At 30.5% G+C, this 20,583-nt stretch carries 18 protein-coding genes and 1 riboswitch; of the genes, 6 read left to right on the top strand and 12 right to left on the bottom strand.

Annotated features, from left to right (window positions below; genetic code table 11):
* Positions 1-16 precede the first annotated feature (16 nt).
* From AC5SL8_RS01475 to AC5SL8_RS01460, 4 genes are read left to right on the top strand one after another with little or no spacing between them, the layout of a single operon-like run.
* Positions 17-1,672: an NADH-ubiquinone oxidoreductase-F iron-sulfur binding region domain-containing protein gene (locus AC5SL8_RS01475; RefSeq protein WP_494580287.1), complete on the top strand. Its 1,656-nt coding sequence runs from the start codon at positions 17-19 to the stop codon at positions 1,670-1,672.
* Entirely contained in the window at positions 1,672-4,440 is a 2,769-nt protein-coding gene (gene fdhF / locus AC5SL8_RS01470) for a formate dehydrogenase subunit alpha (RefSeq protein ID WP_494580285.1), read from the top strand. Before AC5SL8_RS01475 ends, fdhF begins: the two co-directional genes overlap by 1 nt.
* Before the next feature lie 8 nt (positions 4,441-4,448).
* Positions 4,449-5,900, top strand: a complete 1,452-nt coding sequence (locus AC5SL8_RS01465; RefSeq protein ID WP_494580283.1) for a protein adenylyltransferase SelO — start codon at positions 4,449-4,451, stop codon at positions 5,898-5,900.
* A gap of 15 nt (positions 5,901-5,915) precedes the next feature.
* Complete coding sequence (locus tag AC5SL8_RS01460; RefSeq protein WP_494580281.1) at positions 5,916-6,626, top strand: FkbM family methyltransferase; 711 nt, start codon at positions 5,916-5,918, stop codon at positions 6,624-6,626.
* A 5-nt stretch (positions 6,627-6,631) separates the two neighbouring features.
* On the opposite strand, the gene AC5SL8_RS01455 is transcribed toward AC5SL8_RS01460, so the two are convergent.
* Together AC5SL8_RS01455 and AC5SL8_RS01450 are read right to left on the bottom strand one after the other, a co-directional pair.
* Positions 6,632-7,735, bottom strand: a complete 1,104-nt coding sequence (locus AC5SL8_RS01455) for an NAD(P)/FAD-dependent oxidoreductase (RefSeq protein ID WP_494580279.1) — start codon at positions 7,733-7,735, stop codon at positions 6,632-6,634.
* 8 nt (positions 7,736-7,743) lie between these two features.
* Positions 7,744-8,211: a TspO/MBR family protein gene (locus tag AC5SL8_RS01450; RefSeq protein ID WP_494580277.1), complete on the bottom strand. Its 468-nt coding sequence runs from the start codon at positions 8,209-8,211 to the stop codon at positions 7,744-7,746.
* A gap of 21 nt (positions 8,212-8,232) precedes the next feature.
* Here AC5SL8_RS01450 and AC5SL8_RS01445 point away from each other — a divergent pair, with 21 nt between their 5' ends.
* Positions 8,233-8,994, top strand: coding sequence for an SDR family NAD(P)-dependent oxidoreductase (locus tag AC5SL8_RS01445; RefSeq protein ID WP_271516605.1), 762 nt, complete (start codon positions 8,233-8,235; stop codon positions 8,992-8,994).
* Here AC5SL8_RS01445 and AC5SL8_RS01440 read toward each other — a convergent pair.
* The 10 genes from AC5SL8_RS01440 to AC5SL8_RS01395 form a co-directional block, all read right to left on the bottom strand.
* Complete coding sequence (locus AC5SL8_RS01440; RefSeq protein WP_271516607.1) at positions 8,991-9,539, bottom strand: DUF3833 domain-containing protein; 549 nt, start codon at positions 9,537-9,539, stop codon at positions 8,991-8,993. The genes AC5SL8_RS01445 and AC5SL8_RS01440 overlap by 4 nt on opposite strands.
* Before the next feature lie 13 nt (positions 9,540-9,552).
* Entirely contained in the window at positions 9,553-10,731 is a 1,179-nt protein-coding gene (locus AC5SL8_RS01435; protein ID WP_494580275.1) for a class I SAM-dependent methyltransferase, read from the bottom strand.
* On the bottom strand, positions 10,731-11,498 hold the full coding sequence (locus tag AC5SL8_RS01430) for a DUF1365 domain-containing protein (RefSeq protein WP_271516611.1): 768 nt from the start codon (positions 11,496-11,498) through the stop codon (positions 10,731-10,733). The genes AC5SL8_RS01435 and AC5SL8_RS01430 overlap by 1 nt, the downstream gene beginning before the upstream one ends.
* Positions 11,491-12,735, bottom strand: coding sequence for an NAD(P)/FAD-dependent oxidoreductase (locus AC5SL8_RS01425; RefSeq protein ID WP_494580273.1), 1,245 nt, complete (start codon positions 12,733-12,735; stop codon positions 11,491-11,493). The genes AC5SL8_RS01430 and AC5SL8_RS01425 overlap by 8 nt, the downstream gene beginning before the upstream one ends.
* Before the next feature lie 15 nt (positions 12,736-12,750).
* Positions 12,751-15,609, bottom strand: coding sequence for an aminomethyl-transferring glycine dehydrogenase (gene gcvP, locus AC5SL8_RS01420; RefSeq protein ID WP_494580271.1), 2,859 nt, complete (start codon positions 15,607-15,609; stop codon positions 12,751-12,753).
* 2 nt (positions 15,610-15,611) lie between these two features.
* Entirely contained in the window at positions 15,612-15,992 is a 381-nt protein-coding gene (gene gcvH, locus AC5SL8_RS01415) for a glycine cleavage system protein GcvH (protein WP_271516618.1), read from the bottom strand.
* Positions 15,992-17,095 (bottom strand): glycine cleavage system aminomethyltransferase GcvT, encoded by a 1,104-nt coding sequence (gcvT, locus tag AC5SL8_RS01410; protein WP_494580269.1) that lies wholly within the window; start codon positions 17,093-17,095, stop codon positions 15,992-15,994. Before gcvT ends, gcvH begins: the two co-directional genes overlap by 1 nt.
* Positions 17,096-17,171: 76 nt before the next feature.
* Positions 17,172-17,259: riboswitch (glycine riboswitch) on the bottom strand.
* 17 nt (positions 17,260-17,276) lie between these two features.
* Positions 17,277-18,161, bottom strand: a complete 885-nt coding sequence (locus tag AC5SL8_RS01405) for a DMT family transporter (RefSeq protein ID WP_494580267.1) — start codon at positions 18,159-18,161, stop codon at positions 17,277-17,279.
* Positions 18,148-19,101 (bottom strand): 5-oxoprolinase subunit C family protein, encoded by a 954-nt coding sequence (locus tag AC5SL8_RS01400; RefSeq protein WP_494580265.1) that lies wholly within the window; start codon positions 19,099-19,101, stop codon positions 18,148-18,150. Before AC5SL8_RS01400 ends, AC5SL8_RS01405 begins: the two co-directional genes overlap by 14 nt.
* Positions 19,094-19,780 carry a 5-oxoprolinase subunit B family protein gene (locus AC5SL8_RS01395; protein WP_494580263.1) on the bottom strand — a complete coding sequence of 229 codons (687 nt, stop codon included), beginning with the start codon at positions 19,778-19,780 and terminating at the stop codon, positions 19,094-19,096. The genes AC5SL8_RS01400 and AC5SL8_RS01395 overlap by 8 nt, the downstream gene beginning before the upstream one ends.
* Before the next feature lie 27 nt (positions 19,781-19,807).
* Here AC5SL8_RS01395 and AC5SL8_RS01390 point away from each other — a divergent pair, with 27 nt between their 5' ends.
* The gene (locus AC5SL8_RS01390) at positions 19,808-20,581 is read left to right on the top strand and encodes a 5-oxoprolinase subunit PxpA (RefSeq protein ID WP_271516627.1); all 774 of its coding nucleotides are present in this window, start codon (positions 19,808-19,810) and stop codon (positions 20,579-20,581) included.
* Positions 20,582-20,583: the final 2 nt, after the last annotated feature.

Below are 20,583 nucleotides of genomic sequence, written 5' to 3'. Positions count from 1 at the left end.
AAAAAAAAAGGAAATTGTGTCAAAGAATATTAGTAATTTGTCGGGTAGAATTGGCTTAAAAAATAATTTATTTAAGCAACTTTCTGAAAACCTTTTAAGCGACAATCCTAAAGATATAAAAGATATAGCAAAACAACACAATTTAGGTGTTTCAACTCTTCATGGTGCTGAGAGTTTTTATGAATTTTTAAGACCTTCCCACAGAGAAAAGAAGGCTTTTGTATGCAATGGTAGTGCTTGTATGTGTGCTGGCACTCAAGATCAATTAAAGAAAACACTTAAAGAAAAGTTGGGTGACGATAAAGTTGGCGAAATGTTTTGTTTAGGACATTGTTATGAAAATAAAGCTTTTCATTATGATGGTGAAAACTACGCTGGTAATGACATTGAAAAAATAGATCAAATCTTAAATGGTGAAGAGATTAAACAAGAAAAATTTTTTTCAAAAAGTTATGCAACGACAAGCTTCTTAATGGATGAAAAACTTTCTTCCTTTGATCAATTTAAAGATCAGTTAAATAACTTTTTAAAAGCTGACAAAAAAGAAATAATTAAATCTCTTTTGGATTCTAATTTAACTGGCAGAGGTGGAGCGGGATTTCCAACGGGAATGAAATGGGATTTTTGCAGCAAAGCAAAGGGTGATAAAAAATATGTCATTTGTAATGCTGACGAAGGTGACTCAGGTGCATTCTCAGATAGATATTTATTAGAAGATCAACCTTTAAAAGTTATTTTTGGAATGGTCATTTGTGGAATGGTTATTGGTAGTGATGAAGGAGTTTTATATATAAGAGGTGAGTATCCAAAATCTATTGAGGCGATCAATGGATGTATTAACGAATTAAAAAAGTTAAATTTATTAGGTGAAAATATATTGGGAACAGATTTTTCGTTTGATCTTGGTATTTGTATTGGTCAAGGTGCTTATATTTGTGGTGAAGAAACTGCACTCATTGCTTCAATTGAAGGTAGAAGAGCAGAAGTAGATGTTAGACCTCCTTTTCCAGTAACAGAGGGTTTATATAAAAAACCAACAGTAGTTAACAATGTTGAAACATTAGCCGCTGCGGCTGGTATTTTAATAAATGGACCTGAAAAATTTTCTTCAATAGGTAATAAAAAATCTGCTGGAACAAAACTTGTTTGCCTTGATAGTTTTTTTAACAACCCTGGTGTTTATGAAATTGATATGGGAACACCAATGAGTAAAATATTTAATGAAATTGGAGGTGGTTATACAAAACCTGTTAAGGCCTTTCAAATTGGTGGACCTTTAGGTGGTGTGATCCCTTTAGGTGAGATTGATAATTTAAATTTAGATTTTCAAGAGTTTACAGCAAAAGGTTTTATGCTTGGACATGCTAGTGTTGTTAGTATTCCAAAGGATTTTCCAATGGTTGAGTATATTCATCATTTATTTGAATTTTCAGCAGAAGAATCTTGTGGAAAATGTTTCCCCGGCAGACTTGGTTCTTACCGAGGAAAAGAAATGTTTGACCAAGCTAAAAGTGGTACTGCTAAAATACCCCTTAAATTACTCAATGAATTACTAGTAACTATGCAAAAAGGTTGTTTGTGTGCACTTTGTGGAGCAATCCCTACCCCAATAATGAATATTCTTAAATACTTTGGTGATGAAATGAAAAATGATATAGTCAAGGAAAATTAATGAGCTCTGAAAAAAGAAAAATAGCCTATATAGATGGAAAACCGCATGAAATAAGTGCAAATCACACTTCTATTTTAAAATTTGTTAAAAGCTACTTTGGTGAAAAAAAAGTTCCTACTTTATGCGATGATCCTAATTTAGCTCCATATGGTGCTTGTCGTGTTTGTTCGGTTGAAGTTGCGTTAGAAAAAGATGGTCCAACTAAAATTGTAGCCTCTTGTCATACGCCAGTAGTTGAAAATCAACATATCTTTACTTCTAATGAAGCGTTAACAAGCCTTAGAAAAAATATTGTCGAACTAGTTTTAACTGACCACCCAATGGAATGTGGAACTTGTGAAGTAAATAATAATTGCGAACTTCAAGATGTTGCAAATGACTTAGGTATATCAGATCATAGATATAACAGTCCAAAGCAACACAAGGGTATTACTAAAGATACATCTCACGATTATATGAGAATGAATTTAGACAATTGTATTAACTGTGGAAGATGTGTTCGTGCTTGTGACGAAATTCAAGGATCTTTTGTTTTAACAATGAGTGGCAGAGGATTTGAATCTAAAATTACAACTGATAACGATGCTTTGTTCGGAGATTCGTCTTGTGTATCTTGTGGTGCTTGTGCGCACACTTGTCCAACAGATGCTATCTCTGATGTTTTCCAATCAAAATCTGTTGCTGTAGATGAAAAAGTTAGAACTACTTGCTCTTACTGTGGCGTTGGATGTAATTTAGAAGCATCAATTAAAGATAATAAAGTTGTTGCAATTTCTACCCCTAAAGAATCTGAAGTTAACGCAGGTCACACTTGTATTAAAGGAAGATATGCATTTGGATTTTACGATCATCCAGATAGGTTAAAAACTCCTTTAATTAAAAGAAATGGAAAATTTGAAGAAGCTTCATGGGATGAAGCATATGACTTTATTAAAAAAGAATTAAATAGAATTACAAAAGAAAGTGGTCCTGATGCTGTAGCTGGAATTTCTTCTGCAAGATGTACTAATGAAGAAAATTATGTATTTCAAAAAATGATTAGAGCTGCAATTGGAACTAATAATATTGATTGTTGTGCAAGAATTTGTCATTCACCAACAGCTTGGGGAATGCAACAAACTTTTGGAACTGGTGCTGCAACTAATTCTACAGAAGATATTTATCACGCAGATTTATTTATGGTTATAGGAGCAAATCCTACAAATGCTCACCCCGTTACTGGAGCAAAAATTAAACAACAAGTAATGAAAGGAAAAAAACTAATAGTTTTAGATCCTATTACTACTGAATTAGCAAAACTTGCTGATTATCATATTAAACTTAGACCAGGAACAAATGTGGCTGTTTTAAATATGATGTTACATTTTATATTAAAAGCAAACCTTCATGATAAAGATTTTGTTAGAGATAGAACTGAAGGTTTTGCAAATTTCATTAAAGAAATTGAAAGACAAGATATGGATCATCTAGCGAAAGTTGCTGGTGTTGATAAACAGTTAGTTAAAGAAGCAGCAATTGCTTATGCGACAGCTAAAAACTCTATGGAATTCCACGGTTTAGGAGTTACTGAACAAGAACAAGGATCTAAGACGGTCATGTTAATTGCCGATCTTGCAATGATTACTGGAAATATTGGTAGAAAAGGTGTTGGAGTTAACCCATTAAGAGGACAAAATAATGTCCAAGGTGCAGCTGACATGGGTTGTCAACCTCATCAAGGAGCTGGTTACTTTGAAGTAGCTGATGAAAAAGTTCAAAATTTCTACACTGAAAAATATGGAGTGGTTCACCCGACCAAAGCAGGATTAAAAATTCCAGAAATGTTTGATGGGGCTATTAATAAAGAAGTTAAAGCGGTCTGGATTATTGGAGAAGATATTGTTCAAACAGATCCAAATAGTGCACATGTGGTTCAGGCAATGAACTCATTAGAATTATTAGTAGTTCAAGAAATTTTTATGAGTGAGACTGCAAAACTTGCAACTGTAGTATTACCTGGAACAACTTTCTTAGAAAAAAATGGAACCTTTACTAATACCGAAAGAAGAATTCAAAGAGTTAATCGAGCCGTTCCTCCATTATCTGGTACTAAAACTGATGGAACAATTGTAACAGACATGATGCAAAAATTAGGCTTTGACCAACCTGAATACGACGCTGATCAAGTTCTAGCAGAAATAGCTGATGTCGTTCCTTTCTTTAAAGGTGTAACAAGAGAAAGACTTGGCAAAATGGGATTACAGTGGCCAGTTCAAGAAGATGGAACAGACACTCAAATTTTACACCAAGAAACTTTCAAACTTGGAAAAGGACGTCTTAAAAATTTTGATTGGAAAGAGTCTACAGAAATTGAAAATAATAAAAAAGAATATCCATTAATTTTAACAACTAGTAGAGTTCTACAACATTACAATGCTGCGACGATGACAAGACGTACAAGTAACATCAATATAGTTTCTGAAGACTTATTATTGGTTCACCCAAATGATGCTAACAAAAGAGAGTTAAATACAGGTGACATAGCAAGACTTTATTCTGGACGAGGAGAAGTTGCTCTAAAAGTAGAGGTTACAGATAAAGTTAAAGAAGGCATAGTATTCACAACATTCCATTTTCCAGAACATATGGTCAATATGGTAACCGGTCATGGTAAAGATGAAGAAACAATGTGCGCAGAATATAAAGTGTCAGCTGTCGAAGTTCAAAAAATATCAAACCAATTTAAAACTGAAATCAAACCAAAAGAAAATCAAGCAGAAGTTAACTAATCAATAAAATGACAATTGGTTGGCATTTTGACAATAGTTATTCAAGATTACCAAAAACATTCAAAGAAAATATCAACCCTGTTGCAGTTAGCGCACCAGAAATATTAATATTAAATAAAGATCTAGCAAATAAATTAGATCTAGATTTTTCAAATGTTAATGATAGCGATTTATCAAAAATTTTTTCAGGAAATATGTTACCTAAAGGATCTAACTCTATAGCACAAGCTTACGCTGGTCACCAATTTGGCCATTTTACAATGCTTGGTGATGGAAGAGCCATTTTGATTGGCGAACACTTGACCAAAAATAATGAACGATTTGATATACAATTCAAAGGTTCTGGTAGAACTCCATTCTCACGCAGTGGTGATGGTAGGGCTGTTTTAGGCCCTATGTTGAGAGAATATATAATAAGTGAAGCAATGCATTTTTTAAAAATACCTACTACTAGAAGTTTAGCAGTAGTTAAAACTGGTGAAGATGTGGTTAGGGAACAAATTTTACAAGGTGCAATTCTTACAAGGGTAGCCTTAGGCCATCTAAGGGTTGGAACATTTCAATACATTGCTGCAAAACAAAATATTAATGATTTAGAAATTTTAATTAATTACACAATTGAAAAGTATTATCCCAATATAAAATCATCAAAGAATAAAGCATTAGACTTACTAAATGTTTTAATCGAAAAACAAACCCAGCTTGTAATTGATTGGATGCGTGTTGGTTTTATTCATGGGGTTATGAATACTGATAATATGTCTATATCTGGTGAAACAATAGATTATGGTCCTTGTGCATTCATGGATGTTTATGATCCTAAAACAGTTTTTAGCTCAATAGATCAATTAGGTAGGTATGCCTATGACAATCAACCAAAAATTACCAAATGGAATTTAACAAGATTTGCTGAATGTCTAATTCCTCTTATTAGTAAAAATGAAGATGAAGCAATTAAATTAGCCACAGAAGCTTTAGATAAGTTTGAGCAAAATTACGAAACAAAATGGTTAAATATGATGCGAGATAAACTTGGGTTATATGGTGAAGATAAAGAAGATAAAAATTTAATTATGGAATTATTAAATTGGATGTATGAAAAAAAAGCAGATTATACAAATACTTTTATTTTTTTGATGAATAAAACAATTAAAAATTCTAAAGTTTATGATAATGCTGACTTTGATTTATGGAAAACTAAATGGATGAAAAGATTAATAATGTTTGGTAATTCCTATGTTAAATCTATGATTTTAATGAGTTCTTCTAACCCAATGGTAATACCTCGTAATCACAAAATTGAAGAGGCTTTAATGTTAGCTAATAATGGTGATTTAACTTTATTTAATAAATTAACTGAAATTTTAAAAAATCCATATCAGGTTAATGAAAATGATTTAGAATTAATGTCTCCTGCTCCACATAGTGATAGGAAATATCAAACTTTCTGTGGTACATAATCTATAAATATAAAAATGATTACTAAATACAAAACCTTAATAAAAAAATTTGTTTCTCTTTTATTAAAAAAAAAAATAAAATATCACGAAGTATCAAAATTTCTTAATACTAATGATTTAATTTTTGATGTTGGCGCTCACCTTGGAGAAAAATCAAAAGAATTAATTAAAAATAATATCAATGTTATTATGATTGAGCCTCAACCTGAGTGTTTAAAACAACTAAATAAATTATACTCAAAAAATAAATTTGTTACTATCGTCCCCATGGGTCTCGGAAAATCTAAACAAAAAATGGAAATGAGCATCAACTCTAAACAACCTGTGATTTCTACATTTGCTGAACATTGGAAGACAGGTAGGTTTTCAGACTCTAAATGGGATGAAAAAATTATAGTTGATATAACAACACTAGACGAACTTATAAAAAAATTTGGTGAACCTAAATATATTAAAATTGATGTCGAGGGCTTTGAACACGAGGTAATATTAGGCTTAACAAAAAAATCTGGAATAATATCATTTGAATTTACCTCAGAATTTATCGAAGATGCTTTTAAATCTATAGATTATTTAATTTCATTAGGATATTTAGATTTTAGTTACTCGCTTGGTGAAAGGAGAAAATTTTACACACACTGGACAACTGCTAACACAATTAAAGAGGATATTAAAAATAATATTCAAAAAGACAATCTTCTGTGGGGAGATTTATATTGCAAGTAATTAAGTTACAAAACGTAGGGTTCTGGTCTAGCATTATTATCAAGAACTCTTTCAACAGAAAAATCACTAATATCAATCGTTTGATAAGATCCTGTAGAAATTAATTCAGTTAATGCTCTTCCTATTCCAGGGGCTTGCATTAATCCTCTACCTGTAAACCCTGAGGCCATATATACATTTTCATATTTAGGGTGTTTGCCAACCACGGCATTGTTATCTAATTTATTACAATCATAATAACCAGCCCATCCACCGGTTAATTTTAATTCTTCAAAAGCTGGAATTCTTTGTGCTAATGCAGGCCATACTAATTCCTCAAAATCATTCCAAGCTGGTTCTAAATCAGTAGCATCAAATACTGAATTAGGTGAACCTGCTAAATATTCTCCACCCTCAGGTCTCCAGTAAACTCCTGTTGTTAAATCTCCCGTTAATGGCATTTCTTTAATATATTTAGGGCATTTAACTCTAAAAACTGTGTGTTTTTGTGGAACCACTGGAATATCTTTTAATAATTCTTTAGTCCAACATCCTGCTGCCGATATAATTGTTTTAGCTTTGATATCAGAAATATTTTTTACTTCGCCTTTAATAAATTCAGCACCTAATTCAATTGCCTTACTTTTTAAAGCACTATGAAACATGAAAGGATCAATCCATCCCTCACTTTGATTGTCAGTATAAGTTGCTGTTTCAATACCTTCACTATTTATATAAGGAAATATTTTTGATAGTTCAGAACCTTTGATATTTTTAGTTCCAGCATCACAAGCTTCATGATTTTTTAAGGCTTCATATTGTTCCTCGGCATGCTCTGGACCAAACATTAACAAGTAGCCATTTGTAACCATGCTTGCTGTAGGGTTTGGATTTTTTTCAGTTTTAAGTAATTCTGGTATTTGAAAGATAAATTCTCTAGCAAACTTTCCAAGTAATATGTTTTCTTTTTGAAAAAACTGTCTTCTAAATCCGCCAAGTGATAATGGAAAAGAAGCTGTTTTATAAGTCGGGTCTCTTTCTATAACTTTTACTTTTCTACCTTCTTTAGATAAAAAATAAGCTGTAGCAGTTCCTATTATTCCACCACCTACTATTACAACATCATCCATAATTTATTTTAATTTAATATGATTAAACTTATATTAAGAAGTAATGCAAAGAGACACCAAAGTAAATAAGGAATCATTAAATAATAACTGTACAAGTTGACACGCTTAAATCTAATTATGAGAATAATTATCAATAAGATTAAAATTACCAATACAATCATGGCTAAAACAATTTTATGAAAAACAAAAAAAACTATACTCCAAGTTGTATTAAAAATTAAATGAATGAAATAGATGTAAATAGTGTTCATGTCTCTATTTTTACTATGCCAAAATTTCCAGATAGCAATTGTCATAAAAAAATAAAGTGTTGTCCAAACTGGTGCAAAAATCCAATCTGGTGGATTAAATGAAGGTTTGATGATTAAAGAATACCAAGGCTCTTTAAAACCTACTGTAGCGAAACCTCCTATTGTGGATGCATAAAAAGTTACAAGCGCAAATAATAAAAAAGATAAGAATTTGTTTTTTAACATATTTCTATTATACAATAGAATATGGAAGAAAAAAAAGTTATTTGGATAACCGGTGCAAGTAGTGGAATTGGTAAAGCTCTTGCAATCAAATTTGCAGAAAATGGGTGGGTAGTTGCTGCATCTGCAAGACGTGAAAATTTATTAAATGAACTTAAAAAAATTAATCAAAATATATTTCCTTTTCCTTTGGATGTTACTAAAGTCGATTCATGTAAATTAGTTGCAAAAGATATAATCAAACAATTAAATAGTATTGATATATGTGTGTTCGGTACTGGCATGCATGATCCAAAATCAGAGAAAAAATTTAATTTAGATAAAATAAGAGAAATAATGGAAGTTAATTATTTTGGAACAATGAATTCAATTAATTCAATCTATGATTATTTTTCTGAAAAAAAAAATGGCCAAATATCTATAATTTCTTCTGTTGCGGGCTACAGAGGATTACCTGCAGCTGGGGCATATTGTGCTTCAAAATCAGCACTTACCAGCTTTGCTGAAAGTTTAAACTTTGATATGAGAATGAAGAATGTACGAGTTTCATTAATCAGTCCTGGTTTCATAAAAACGCCTATGACTGATCAAAATGATTTTCCAATGCCCATGATTAAAACCCCAGAATTTGCTGCTGAGGAAATTTATAAAGGATTAGTAATCAAAAAAAGTTTTGAAATACATTTCCCAAAAGCCTTTACTTATTTTTTAAAATTTCTTCAAATGCTGCCTAGTAGTTTATATTTTAAGCTAGTTGCTAGAGGCATGAAGAAAATTGATTATTAATTTTTTTTAAAGAAAACAGTCAATTCTCCAACTTTAAAACCAAATTTTGTAAGTGTGGCACGATTAATTGCAACATCTTCATCTTGTTTAAAAATCCAATCATCAAAAGAAACTTTAATATTCTTTCCTTTAAATGGGACCATTAAATCATATTCAAATTTAAAAGCTGATCCATATTGATAGCCTTTAGCTGTACCCACTACATCAGGTGCCGTACCTTCATAGTAATTTTGATCAATCTTTTTTATTTCCCATATTCGATTTTGTTTTTCTCCATCTGTCCAATAAAAATCTTCTTTAAGAGTTAAAATATCTCCTTCAAAACTGCCCGTCATATCTGCTTTAAATTGTCTAGTAACCTTACCACTACGGTCTTGTAATAGACCCCATGCTTTAACCGGACCATCAAAGTATTGCTCTATAGTCATAGTTGGTTTTGTATTTTTGAAATCTGTAGGCTTCATAGAGTTATTGTTTATACAACTTGCTGTAAAGAATAAAGCAATTATTAACACTGTTAATCTAGTTATCTTAAAGTTTATCATGTATCTCCTATTGTTATTTATTTTGTAGTGAAAATTGAATTAAGTCTATATTTTTTGATTTAAACCCAGCTTCACAATATGAAAGGTAAAATTCCCACATTTTTTTAAATTTTAAATCAAAACCTTGTTTTTTAATTAAGTCCCATTTTTTATTAAATATTTCTCTCCAAACAATCAAAGTCTCCGAGTAATGGTTGGCATATGAATTATATTCATTAAATTTTAATCCATTTTTATCAACATAATTTTGTAATTCACTTTTTGAAGGCAAAAAACCACCCGGGAAAATATATTTTTGAATAAAATCTTCTTTATTTTTGTATCGATCAAATAATTGGTCATCGATAGTTATTGCTTGAATACCAGCCGTGCCAGAAGGTAACAAATTATTTTTAATAGTATTAAAATAACTATTCAAGTAATCTTGACCTACCGCTTCTATCATTTCAATTGATGCAATATGGTGATACTTAGCTTTCAAATCTCTATAATCTTTTAATTCTATATTAACTTTTTCGTTTAACCCGTATTTGTGAATTCTTTCTTTAGCAAATTCAAATTGTCTTTGAGAAATGGTTATACAATCTAACTTAACATCGTAATTAGTGCCTAAGTACTCAGCAAAACCCCCCCAACCACATCCAATCTCTAGCACTCTACTCCCACTTGATGGTTGTAAAAGGTCTATTAATTTTTGATATTTATTTTTTTGTGCTTCAAATAAATCTTGATCAGGGTCTTTAAATATTGCACTTGAATAAGTTAACGATTTATCTAGCCATAAAGAAAAGAAATCATTACCAAGGTCATAATGCCTTGCAATATTCTCTTTACTTCTAGTTTTAGTATTTTTAACAAACTTTCTCTTTATATAATTAATAATAGTTAAGTCTAAAATCCCTGAAAACTTGTAAATGATATCTATGTTACGAGCAGTTAATTCAATTAAATCTGAAAGGTTATTTGTTGTAAAAAATCCTTTCATATAAGATTCGCCTAATCCTATGCTTCCACTCTTGATCAGGTTATAAATGAAACTTTTATCTTTAATTTCTAATGAAACTTTTAAACTTTCATTTGGATCACCAAACTTAAGGACTTCACCATTCATTTTTATAACCTCAAGATATCCATGCTTAATATTTTTCAATAAGCTAAATACAATTAAATCTGACAGTTTATAAATGAGCATTAATTTTCTATTGTAATATTATTTTTAATTTTAATTTTTTTTTGAATAAACTTTATTTTTTTTATCCACAATTTAAATGCCTCAAAATGTATCGCCACGATAACTTTAAATGTCATTAATGGGTGCTTTAAGTAAGACTTGATTAAAGATGCATTATTTAATTCACTTTTAATCCCATCTTGAGATGCATAAAGAATTTTACCCTCTGGGTCTTGTACATCAATTATTACTGAAATTTTATTTCCAGGTTTTAATATTCTAAAAAAATAAACACAATTCATATTTATAAAAGGTGAAACATGAAATTTCTTTTTACAAATTTGCTGTACTAAATTTTCATTTTTATTAACTTTAAAGATATAAACGTGTTGTTCACCAAATGTATTTTTAACTTCATGCATGATTGATATAAGATTTGATTTATTATCATATATATAAAAGACACTTAGTGGATTAAAAACATAACCGAATATTCTTGGATAACATAAAAGTTTAATTTGTACGTCTTCATACTCTTGATTATTTTTTTTTAGATTATCTTTAACCCAATTTTCAACTGGGCTACCATCTCTTGGTCCATGGTCTACATCAAAAAAACTAACGATATTGAATTTATTATATGAAAATATTTTTAAATTTTTTTGTAATGTATCTAACTCAGCAAGATCAATTAGTAATGAAAATACTTTATATTTAAAACTATGAATGGTTGGCTTGAATCTTTTGTGTATTACAGATCCTGTATAAATATATGAGTTTTTAATCATTAAGTTTTTTTAGCATTTCAATAGAAGATTTTATTCCATCTTCATGAAAACCATAGCCAAAATAACTTCCACAAAACAATATATTTTCTTTATTTTGAATTTTATGCAGTTCACCTTGATTTAGTAATGCCTCTGCATCGTAATAGGGATGAGTAAACGATACCTTTTTAAAGATTTTTTCAACAGGTATTTCCTTAAATGGATTTAAGGTTAAAAAAATATTTCTATCAATTTCTAGGTTTTGCAACTGATTTAACCAATAGGTAACTGACGTCTTTTCAATATTATTTGGATCCATTGAAGAGTTCCATGAACACCAAGCTTTCTTATTTTTTGGCATAACACTCTCATCAAAATGAATAACAGCAATATTACTTTTATATTTAAAATTTTTTAAAATTAATTCCTCTTCTGGTGTTGGACTATCTATAATATTTAATACTTCATCTGCATGAGTTGCAATTACAACTTTGTCATAATCAAAGAATTCATTTTCTTCACCATAAAAAACTTTAACACCTGTACTTTGTCTAGTTATTTTATTAATGTTATAATTTTTGTAATGTTGACCACTAATTTGTGAAATTATTTTATCAACATATGTTTTGCTCCGATTTGCAACCGTATACCATTGTGGTCTATTTTTTATTTTAAACAATCCATGATTTTTAAAAAAACTTAAAAAGAACGTCAGAGGCATTTGTGAGGCTTCATAGGGAGGCATTGACCAAATTGCTGAAACCATAGGAATAATATGATAATTTATAAAATAATCTGAAATTTTTATTTCTTTAAGATAATTTCCTAGTGTTGTGGATTGTATTTTTGCAATATCCAATTTTTCACAGTTTTTATAAAAGCTAAGAATTTCAAAAAACATTTTGATAAATTTTAAATTAAATAAATTTTGTTTATTTGAAAAAATTCCTTTTAACCCTTTGCCACAGTATTCAATATTAGTGCCCTCAACAGTAACAGAAAATGACATATCACTTTTTTCTATTGCAATTTTATTTTCAGAAAAAAAATTGATTAGATTTGGATAGGTATTTTTGTTAAATACCATAAATCCAATATCTACAGCTATTTCTTTGTTTTGTCTGTAATTAACTTTTATTGTATTTGCGTGACCACCAAACTGATTTTCTTTTTCAAATAAATCAACTTTATGTTTTTTAGACAAATAATATGCTGCACTTAAACCTGATATGCCAGCTCCAACTACAGCAATTTTCATTTTATGATATTTTTATTATGCTGCTGTCTCTTCGTATTCATCCATTGAAGGACATGTACAAAATAAGTTTTTATCTCCATAAACATTATCTACTCTAGCAACTGGAGGCCAAAACTTAAATGATCTTAAAAATTCAGAAGGATAAGCTGCCTCTTCTCTTTCATATTTATGATCCCATGTATTTGAAGCTAATTCAACGTGCGTATGTGGCGCATTCTTTAACGGATTATCCAATTTATCAAAAGCACCTGATTTTATCTTATCTATTTCTTGTTTAATCTTAATCAAAGTATCGCAAAACCTATCAATCTCCTCTAAGCTTTCACTTTCTGTGGGCTCAATCATCATCGTTCCTGCAACAGGCCAAGACATAGTAGGTGCATGAAAACCATAATCTATTAATCGTTTTGCAATGTCTTCCTCTGTTATTCCTGTTTCAATTTTTATTTGCCTGATATCAATAATACATTCATGTGCAACGTTGCCATTTTTGCCTTTGTATAAAATAGGAAAAGAACTGTTTAATTTATAGGCAATGTAATTAGCATTTAAAATTGCAACTTCTGATGCCTTTCTCAAACCTTCCGATCCCATCATCTTCATGTACATCCAAGATATGGAAAGAATGCTTGAACTACCCCAGGGAGCTGCAGAAATTGCACCTACACCTGTTGCTGGTCCACAATCTTTTACAACTGAATGGTTGGGCAGAAATTTTTCTAAATGTTTTTTACAGGCGATTGGTCCCATTCCAGGTCCACCTCCACCATGAGGTATACAAAAAGTTTTATGTAAATTTATATGACAAACATCAGGCCCAAATTTGCCAGGCTTTGCTATTCCAACAAGTGCATTTAGATTAGCACCATCCATATAAACTTGTCCACCGTTACTATGTACAAGTTCACAAATATCTACTATCTTTTCTTCAAAGACACCATGTGTCGAAGGATAAGTAACCATCAATGCTGCTAGATTGTCTTTATGTTTTTCAACTTTATTTTTTAAATCTTCAAAATCTACGTTTCCATGACTATCACAACTGACAACTACAACTTTCATTCCAACCATTTGTGCACTAGCAGGGTTTGTTCCATGTGCTGAACTTGGAATTAAGCATATGTTTCTATTATGATCTCCATTGTTTTCATGAAATTTTCTAATCACCATAAGTCCTGCAAACTCTCCTTGAGCTCCAGCATTAGGTTGTAAAGATACACCTGAAAACCCAGTTATTGAACGTAGCCAATTTTTTAAATCAGTAAATAATGTTCTATACCCTTCCATCTGCTCTAAAGGTGCAAATGGATGTGGTTCTGAAAATTCTCTCCAAGTAACTGGAATCATTTCAGCAACTGCATTTAATTTCATTGTACATGATCCAAGAGCAATCATTGATCTGTTCAATGCTATATCAGAATCTTCTAATCTTTTAAGATACCTCAACATATCTGTTTCAGAATGATAACTATTAAACACTTTGTGTTGTAAAAATTTAGAAGTTCTTAATAAGTTTTTAGGAATATTAGTTAAACTTTCATTCATCTCTTCTTTGATAGTTTCTGAACAATTAAAAACTTTAAGCAATTGATTAGCACGATAAACATTTTTCTTTTCATCAAATGAAACTGCTAACATTTGAGAGTTTACTTTTCTTATGTTAATATTTTCTCTTAATGCATTGTTATAAATAATGTCAGTTTTATCTAAAGTTTTGATAGTAACTGTATCAAAGAAATGTTCTGAGTATAATTCATAGCCTGTCTGCTTTAGCTTATCTGAAAAGTTTTTTGTTAATTGAGATGTGTTGTTAGCAATTTTAAGAATTCCCTCTGGCCCATGATAAACTGCATAGGCTGCAGACACTATTGCTAGTAAAGCTTGAGCTGTACAAATATTACTTGTTGCTTTGTCTCTTCTTATATGTTGTTCACGAGTTTGTAGTGCAAGTCTGTATGCTTTTTTGCCATGACGATCTACCGATACCCCTATAATTCTTCCTGGCATTGATCTTTTATACTCATCTTTTGTTGCAAAAAATGCTGCATGGGGTCCACCATAACCCATTGGAATTCCAAAACGTTGTGAGCTTCCAACTGCTATATCCGCACCAAGTTCAGCAGGTGTTTTTAGTTTGGCTAACGAAAGTAAATCACAAATTAAAACTGCCTTACCTTTATTCTTATGAATTTGACTGATCGCTTCACTTGGATCTTTAATATCACCTAAAGTTCCAGGGTATTGAATAATACCACAAACAATTTCACCTTTGATATCTTTATATTCATCTCCAACAATAACCTCTAAACCCATAGGTTCAGCTCTTGTTTTAATAACATCGACAGTTTGAGGGTGACAATCTTTTGATACAAATACTTTATTACTTTCATTTTTACTAACTCTGTAACTTAGTCCGACAGCTTCAGCTGCCGCAGTACCTTCATCAAGTAAAGAGGCGTTAGCTATATCCATTCCTGTAAAATCAATAATCATTTGTTGGAAATTTAAAAGCATTTCCAATCTACCTTGGGCTACTTCAGGTTGATATGGAGTATAAGATGTATACCAGCCTGGATTTTCTAAAATATTTCTAAGAATTACATGTGGAGTAAAAGTTCCATAATACCCCATACCTATAAAGTTTGAATTAATTATATTTTTTTTTGAAATTTCTTTTAGTTTTCTTAAAGCTTCATATTCTGAATTAGGTTCACCAATTTCAAGACTTTCTTTAAGTAAGATTTTTTCTGGAACTGTTTTGTTTATTAGTTCGTCCAAATTTTTAAACCCTAATTCTTTGAGCATAAAATTTTGCTCAGTATCAGATGGTCCAATATGTCTTTTAATAAAATCTTTTTGTGAAGCTTTAAGCATTTTTAATTACCACTTTCTTTTGCAAATTTATCGTATTCCTCTTTATTCATTAGAGTATCCAACTCTGCCTTATCTTTAATTTTAAGCTTAAAAAACCAAGCTTCATTTTCCGGATCACTATTTATTTTACCCGGGTCATCAACAATTGCTTGATTGTTTTCAACTACTTCTCCAGAAACTGGGGTATAAACATCACTTGCAGCTTTTGTAGATTCAACCACTCCCGCATTACCATCTTTTTCAACATTTGATCCTAATTCAGGAAGCTCAACAAAAACAATATCTCCCAACATTTCTGTTGCATGTTGTGTAATCCCTATTGTGGCTATATCACCATCCATTTTAATCCATTCATGTTCTTTTGAAAATTTTACATCACTCATTAGTTTGCTCCTTTCACATAGCTTTTTTTATAAAATGGTAATTTACATATTTTAGCTGGGTATTTTTTACCTCTAACTTCTAATAAAATCTTTGTATCTAATTTAGCATACTCACTTTGCACATAACCAAGTGTAATTGGTTTTTGTATGCTTGGTCCAAAAGTTCCACTTGTTATTTCTCCTATAACTTCATTATTCTCATTAAACACTTTTGTTTTTTCTCGAGCTATAATTCTTTCTTCAGGAGCAATGCCTACTCTTAATTTTTTAGTACCTGATTTTATCTGACTATCAATTTTATCAAACCCTCTGAAACCACCATTCTCTAACCTTTTTTTAGAGATTGCCCATTTAAGATTTGCCTCAATTGGTGTTGTCTCTAGATCAATATCATGACCATATAAACAAAGACCTGCTTCCAATCTTAAGGTATCTCTTGCACCCAAACCTATTAATTTTGCCCCTTTTAGTATTAAATTTTTAACTAAATCCTCTACTTTGTTATTGCCTATTGAAATTTCAAAACCATCTTCACCTGTATATCCAGATCTTGTTATATAAACTTTATCATCTGAGTAATTAAACCAATCACCATTCATAAAATTAAGATTATCAGGACCTGCAATGACTTCTTTTAAGATATTAGCAGCTTTAGGGCCCTGAATAGCAATGAGTGATAAATCAGAATTTAAAACCATTTCATATTTATTATTTAATAATTTTGCTATAATTTGATAATCTTCATTTTTGCAAGCTGCGTTCAAAATAATATTGTATCCTCCTTCTACTTTTGTGATAATCAAATCATCGTGAATAAAGGCTTCTTCATTCATTAAGAAACTATACTTGCTTTGATTTAAGGAGATATTTTTTAAATCTAAGGGAAAAATTTTTTCTAAATCTGTAGTTAATTCCTCACCACCTTTAATAAAAAGTTGTCCCATGTGAGAAACATCAAATAATCCTGCATCTGATCTTGTGTATTTATGTTCTTCTACAATGCCTTCAGGATATTGTATCGGCATTTCATAGCCTGCAAATGGAACAAACTTTGCTCCATGCTTTTGATGTAAATTGTAAAGTTTAGTTTTTATATTTTCCATATTAACTTTTATACCCATCTGTATGTTTGCCTGAGAGTTTTGCTCCTTCGGCGAGAACTAAATCTCTTTCCAGAGTTAATATGGTACGGTCCTTTTTGCCTGAGAGATTCCTGGGTGGTTGCTCCTTCGGCGCTACGTAGTGTAGTCTCTCCCGTATGATGTGATAATCTATGAGTTGATGTTAAGAGTCAACTTCTAATTTTTTTTTACTTGGAAAAAGTAATGCATAAAATTGCAGTAATACTGCAAAAAGAATAATACTGCCTCCAATTAATGTAAATAATGATGATCTTTCACCTGCAAATAAAAATGCCCATATAGGTCCTAAAACAGATTCGGATAGCATTATAATACCAACCATCGCAGAAGGAGTACTTCGAGCACCCATAGTTATAAATATAAATCCAAATCCAACTTGAAAAAAACCTGCAGTAAATCCTAAAAAGATATCATTAGAGGAAATCATAAGTTTGTCTGATAACAAATATCCAATAATACATGAGCTTACACCCGCAATAAATTGTGCAGGTACCATATCGACATTAGGAAACTTTCTCACAATCATTATCAGAACAGCAAATGTAATAGGCATACTAAAAGCTGCTAAATTGCCAGACATTTCTCCTGGTGATAAAGAATTTCCAACCATTAACAAAACTCCAGTGATCGCAAGGATAATTGATACTAATGTTAAAGATGTAATTGTTTCTTTTAAGAATAAGTATCCAAACATTGCTAGAAATAATATTTGTGTTGAAATGATAAAATTAGTGTTTGCAACAGTTGTATTATACATCGCAAAAACATATCCACAGAAACCCAAGGATAAAATAATTCCACCAAAAAACCCTGGCAATCCCGAGTCGTAAAATGCCTTAAATAATTTTTGCTTATAAGTGATTACTAAAAACAACAAAATTGTTAATGAAAAAAATAATGAACGCCAAAATAATATTTGCCACAGAGTTGCACCCTCGAATGATTTTACAATCAAGCCTCCAAAGCTTAAGCAGCATGCACCCATAAAAACGAGTATCGGGCCAGGAATTTTGCTAATTATTTTCATTTAAATATTTATTTGTATCAATCGTATATGCTTTAAATATATTCTGAGCTTCTGCAAGGCTTACTTCTTTAAATCTTATTTTAGATCCAGGTGTAAATTGACCAACTTGATCTAAATCTGCTGAAATAACAACTCCGATCTTTGGGTATCCTCCAATAGTTCCGTGATCAGAAAGCATTATAATTGGATTTCCATCGGCTGGGACCTGGATTACTCCTCTTACAAGACCTTCTGATTTAATATTTGTGTTAACGATATTTTCTAACTTAGGTCCAGTCAATCTAATGCCCATTCTATCTGCATCTTTAGTTACTGAAAACTCATTATTAAAAAAACTAGCTTGTGATTTTTTTGAAAAATAATTGAAATTAGTACCTTTAATTATTCTAATTAAATTATCAGAACTTTCATTATAATTTATTTTATTTTTTTTATTTAATGCAAGATCTTGATTGTTAATTAGAATTTTATCTTTTAGTGAATATTTTTTACCATTGTTTGGACCAATATTTGCTTTTGTATTTATTGAATAACTATTCCAAATCTTTTGTAATTTAAAACCATTGCTAACTGATAAATATCCATAAGCAGTATTTTTGGTTGAGACTATATCTAATTGCTCTTCATCTTCTAAAGTATAGCTTTCATAACATATGCCATCTTCTATTGAGCCATCTTTTTTAATAATCTTAAAAATTACATCACCAGTGATACAAAAATTAATTGAACCATTTTTTAATTTTAAGAGAGGGCCTTGATAAGCAAACTCTATCACTGCTTCATTTAACGAATTGTTTACAAGTTTATTACTTAAAACATAGTTTCTTTGATCAATTGCACCACTAATTGTAATGCCTAAGTGATACATGTGATTTCTTCCAATATCTTGGATTGTTGTATTAACTCCTGCTCTTAAAACTTCAAAATATGTATTACTCATTCCAATTTAAATATTCTTCTTTAGATATTTGATAAAAACTAACTCTATCTCCAGGTTTAATTAAAGCAGGTTCTTTCCTGTTTAAATTATCAAAAATTTTTTCAGGGGTATTGCCTATAATATTCCATCCTCCAGGGCTTTCAAAAGTATAAATGTTTACAAACTGCTCGGTTATTCCAACCGAACCTTTTGGAACTTTTAATCTTGGTGTTTCTAAACGATTACATCTAATGTCCTTATTTATATCTCCTAAAAAAGGCATACCCGCAATAAATCCTGTCATATAACAAAAGTATTCTTTATTTAGACTTAAGTTTAAAATTTCTTCTTTCGAGAGTTTGGTTATTTTTGAAATTCTATTAAAATCTAGGCCAAATTCATCATCACAACAAATAGCAATCTTAATTTTTTTAAAATTATCCTTGGTTTGATTTTTAACATCTAATGCTAAAATTTTTTCTTTAACTTCGTTAAATGTAGTTTGAGACAAATCAAAATTGATGATTAATTTATTATAGGAAGGGATAATATTATTTATTCCAGTAGTTTCATTTGTCTCAACTAACTTTGAGATTTCATTAAAATAACAAATTACATTTGAATTTATTTGTTCATTTACGTCTGATCCGAAATCACAATATACTGATGCGTCACCAAGATTTAATATATTTTTGATCATAGCATGTTATACTCTAAGGTATAGGTTATGGAAATTAATATCAATTGTGACTTAGGCGAAAAATCAAAATTTCATTCAATAGAAAATGATCCTGCTTTATTAGATATTGTTAATTCAGCAAATGTTGCTTGTGGTTATCATGCTGGAGATAATGATACAATGAGAATGGTTGTCCAAATTTCAAAAAAAAATGGAGTAAGTATTGGAGCCCATCCTTCATTTAATGATCCAGAAAATTTTGGAAGAAAAAGAATGAATTTAAATTCATCTGAAATTTCAAAACTTATTATTGACCAATTTCAAACTCTAAATAAAATTGCTCAAGAGTATGGTGAAAAGGTTACTCATATAAAGCCACATGGTGCGTTAAATAATATGGCTTGTGAAGACTTAGAGCTTGCAACACTATTAGCAAAAACTATCTATCAAATTGATAAAGAAATAATCTATCTGGTGCCAACCGGATCTAAAATGGAAATAGCTGCAAAAAAACTCAATATGAAAATTGCATGTGAAATATTTGCAGATAGAAACTATGAAGATAATGGAAATTTAGTTTCTAGAAAAAAACCTCACGCTTTAATAATCAACCCAGAACAAGCAAAAAAACACGTATTAAGTATGGTAAAAAATCAGTCGCTTAATTGTCACAGTGGTAAGCAAATACCTTGTGAAATAGACTCTGTTTGCATACATGGGGATAATGAAAGTTCATTAGCTACTGCAAAATCAATTAAAAAAAATTTAATAGATAATGGACTTAAACTAAAACCACTTAATCTAATGAAAAAATTTATATAATT

Source organism: Candidatus Pelagibacter sp. PS_41, assembly GCF_059417725.1.
Note: the sequence above shows the minus strand (reverse complement) of the source record. Positions and strands in the feature narration are given on the sequence as shown.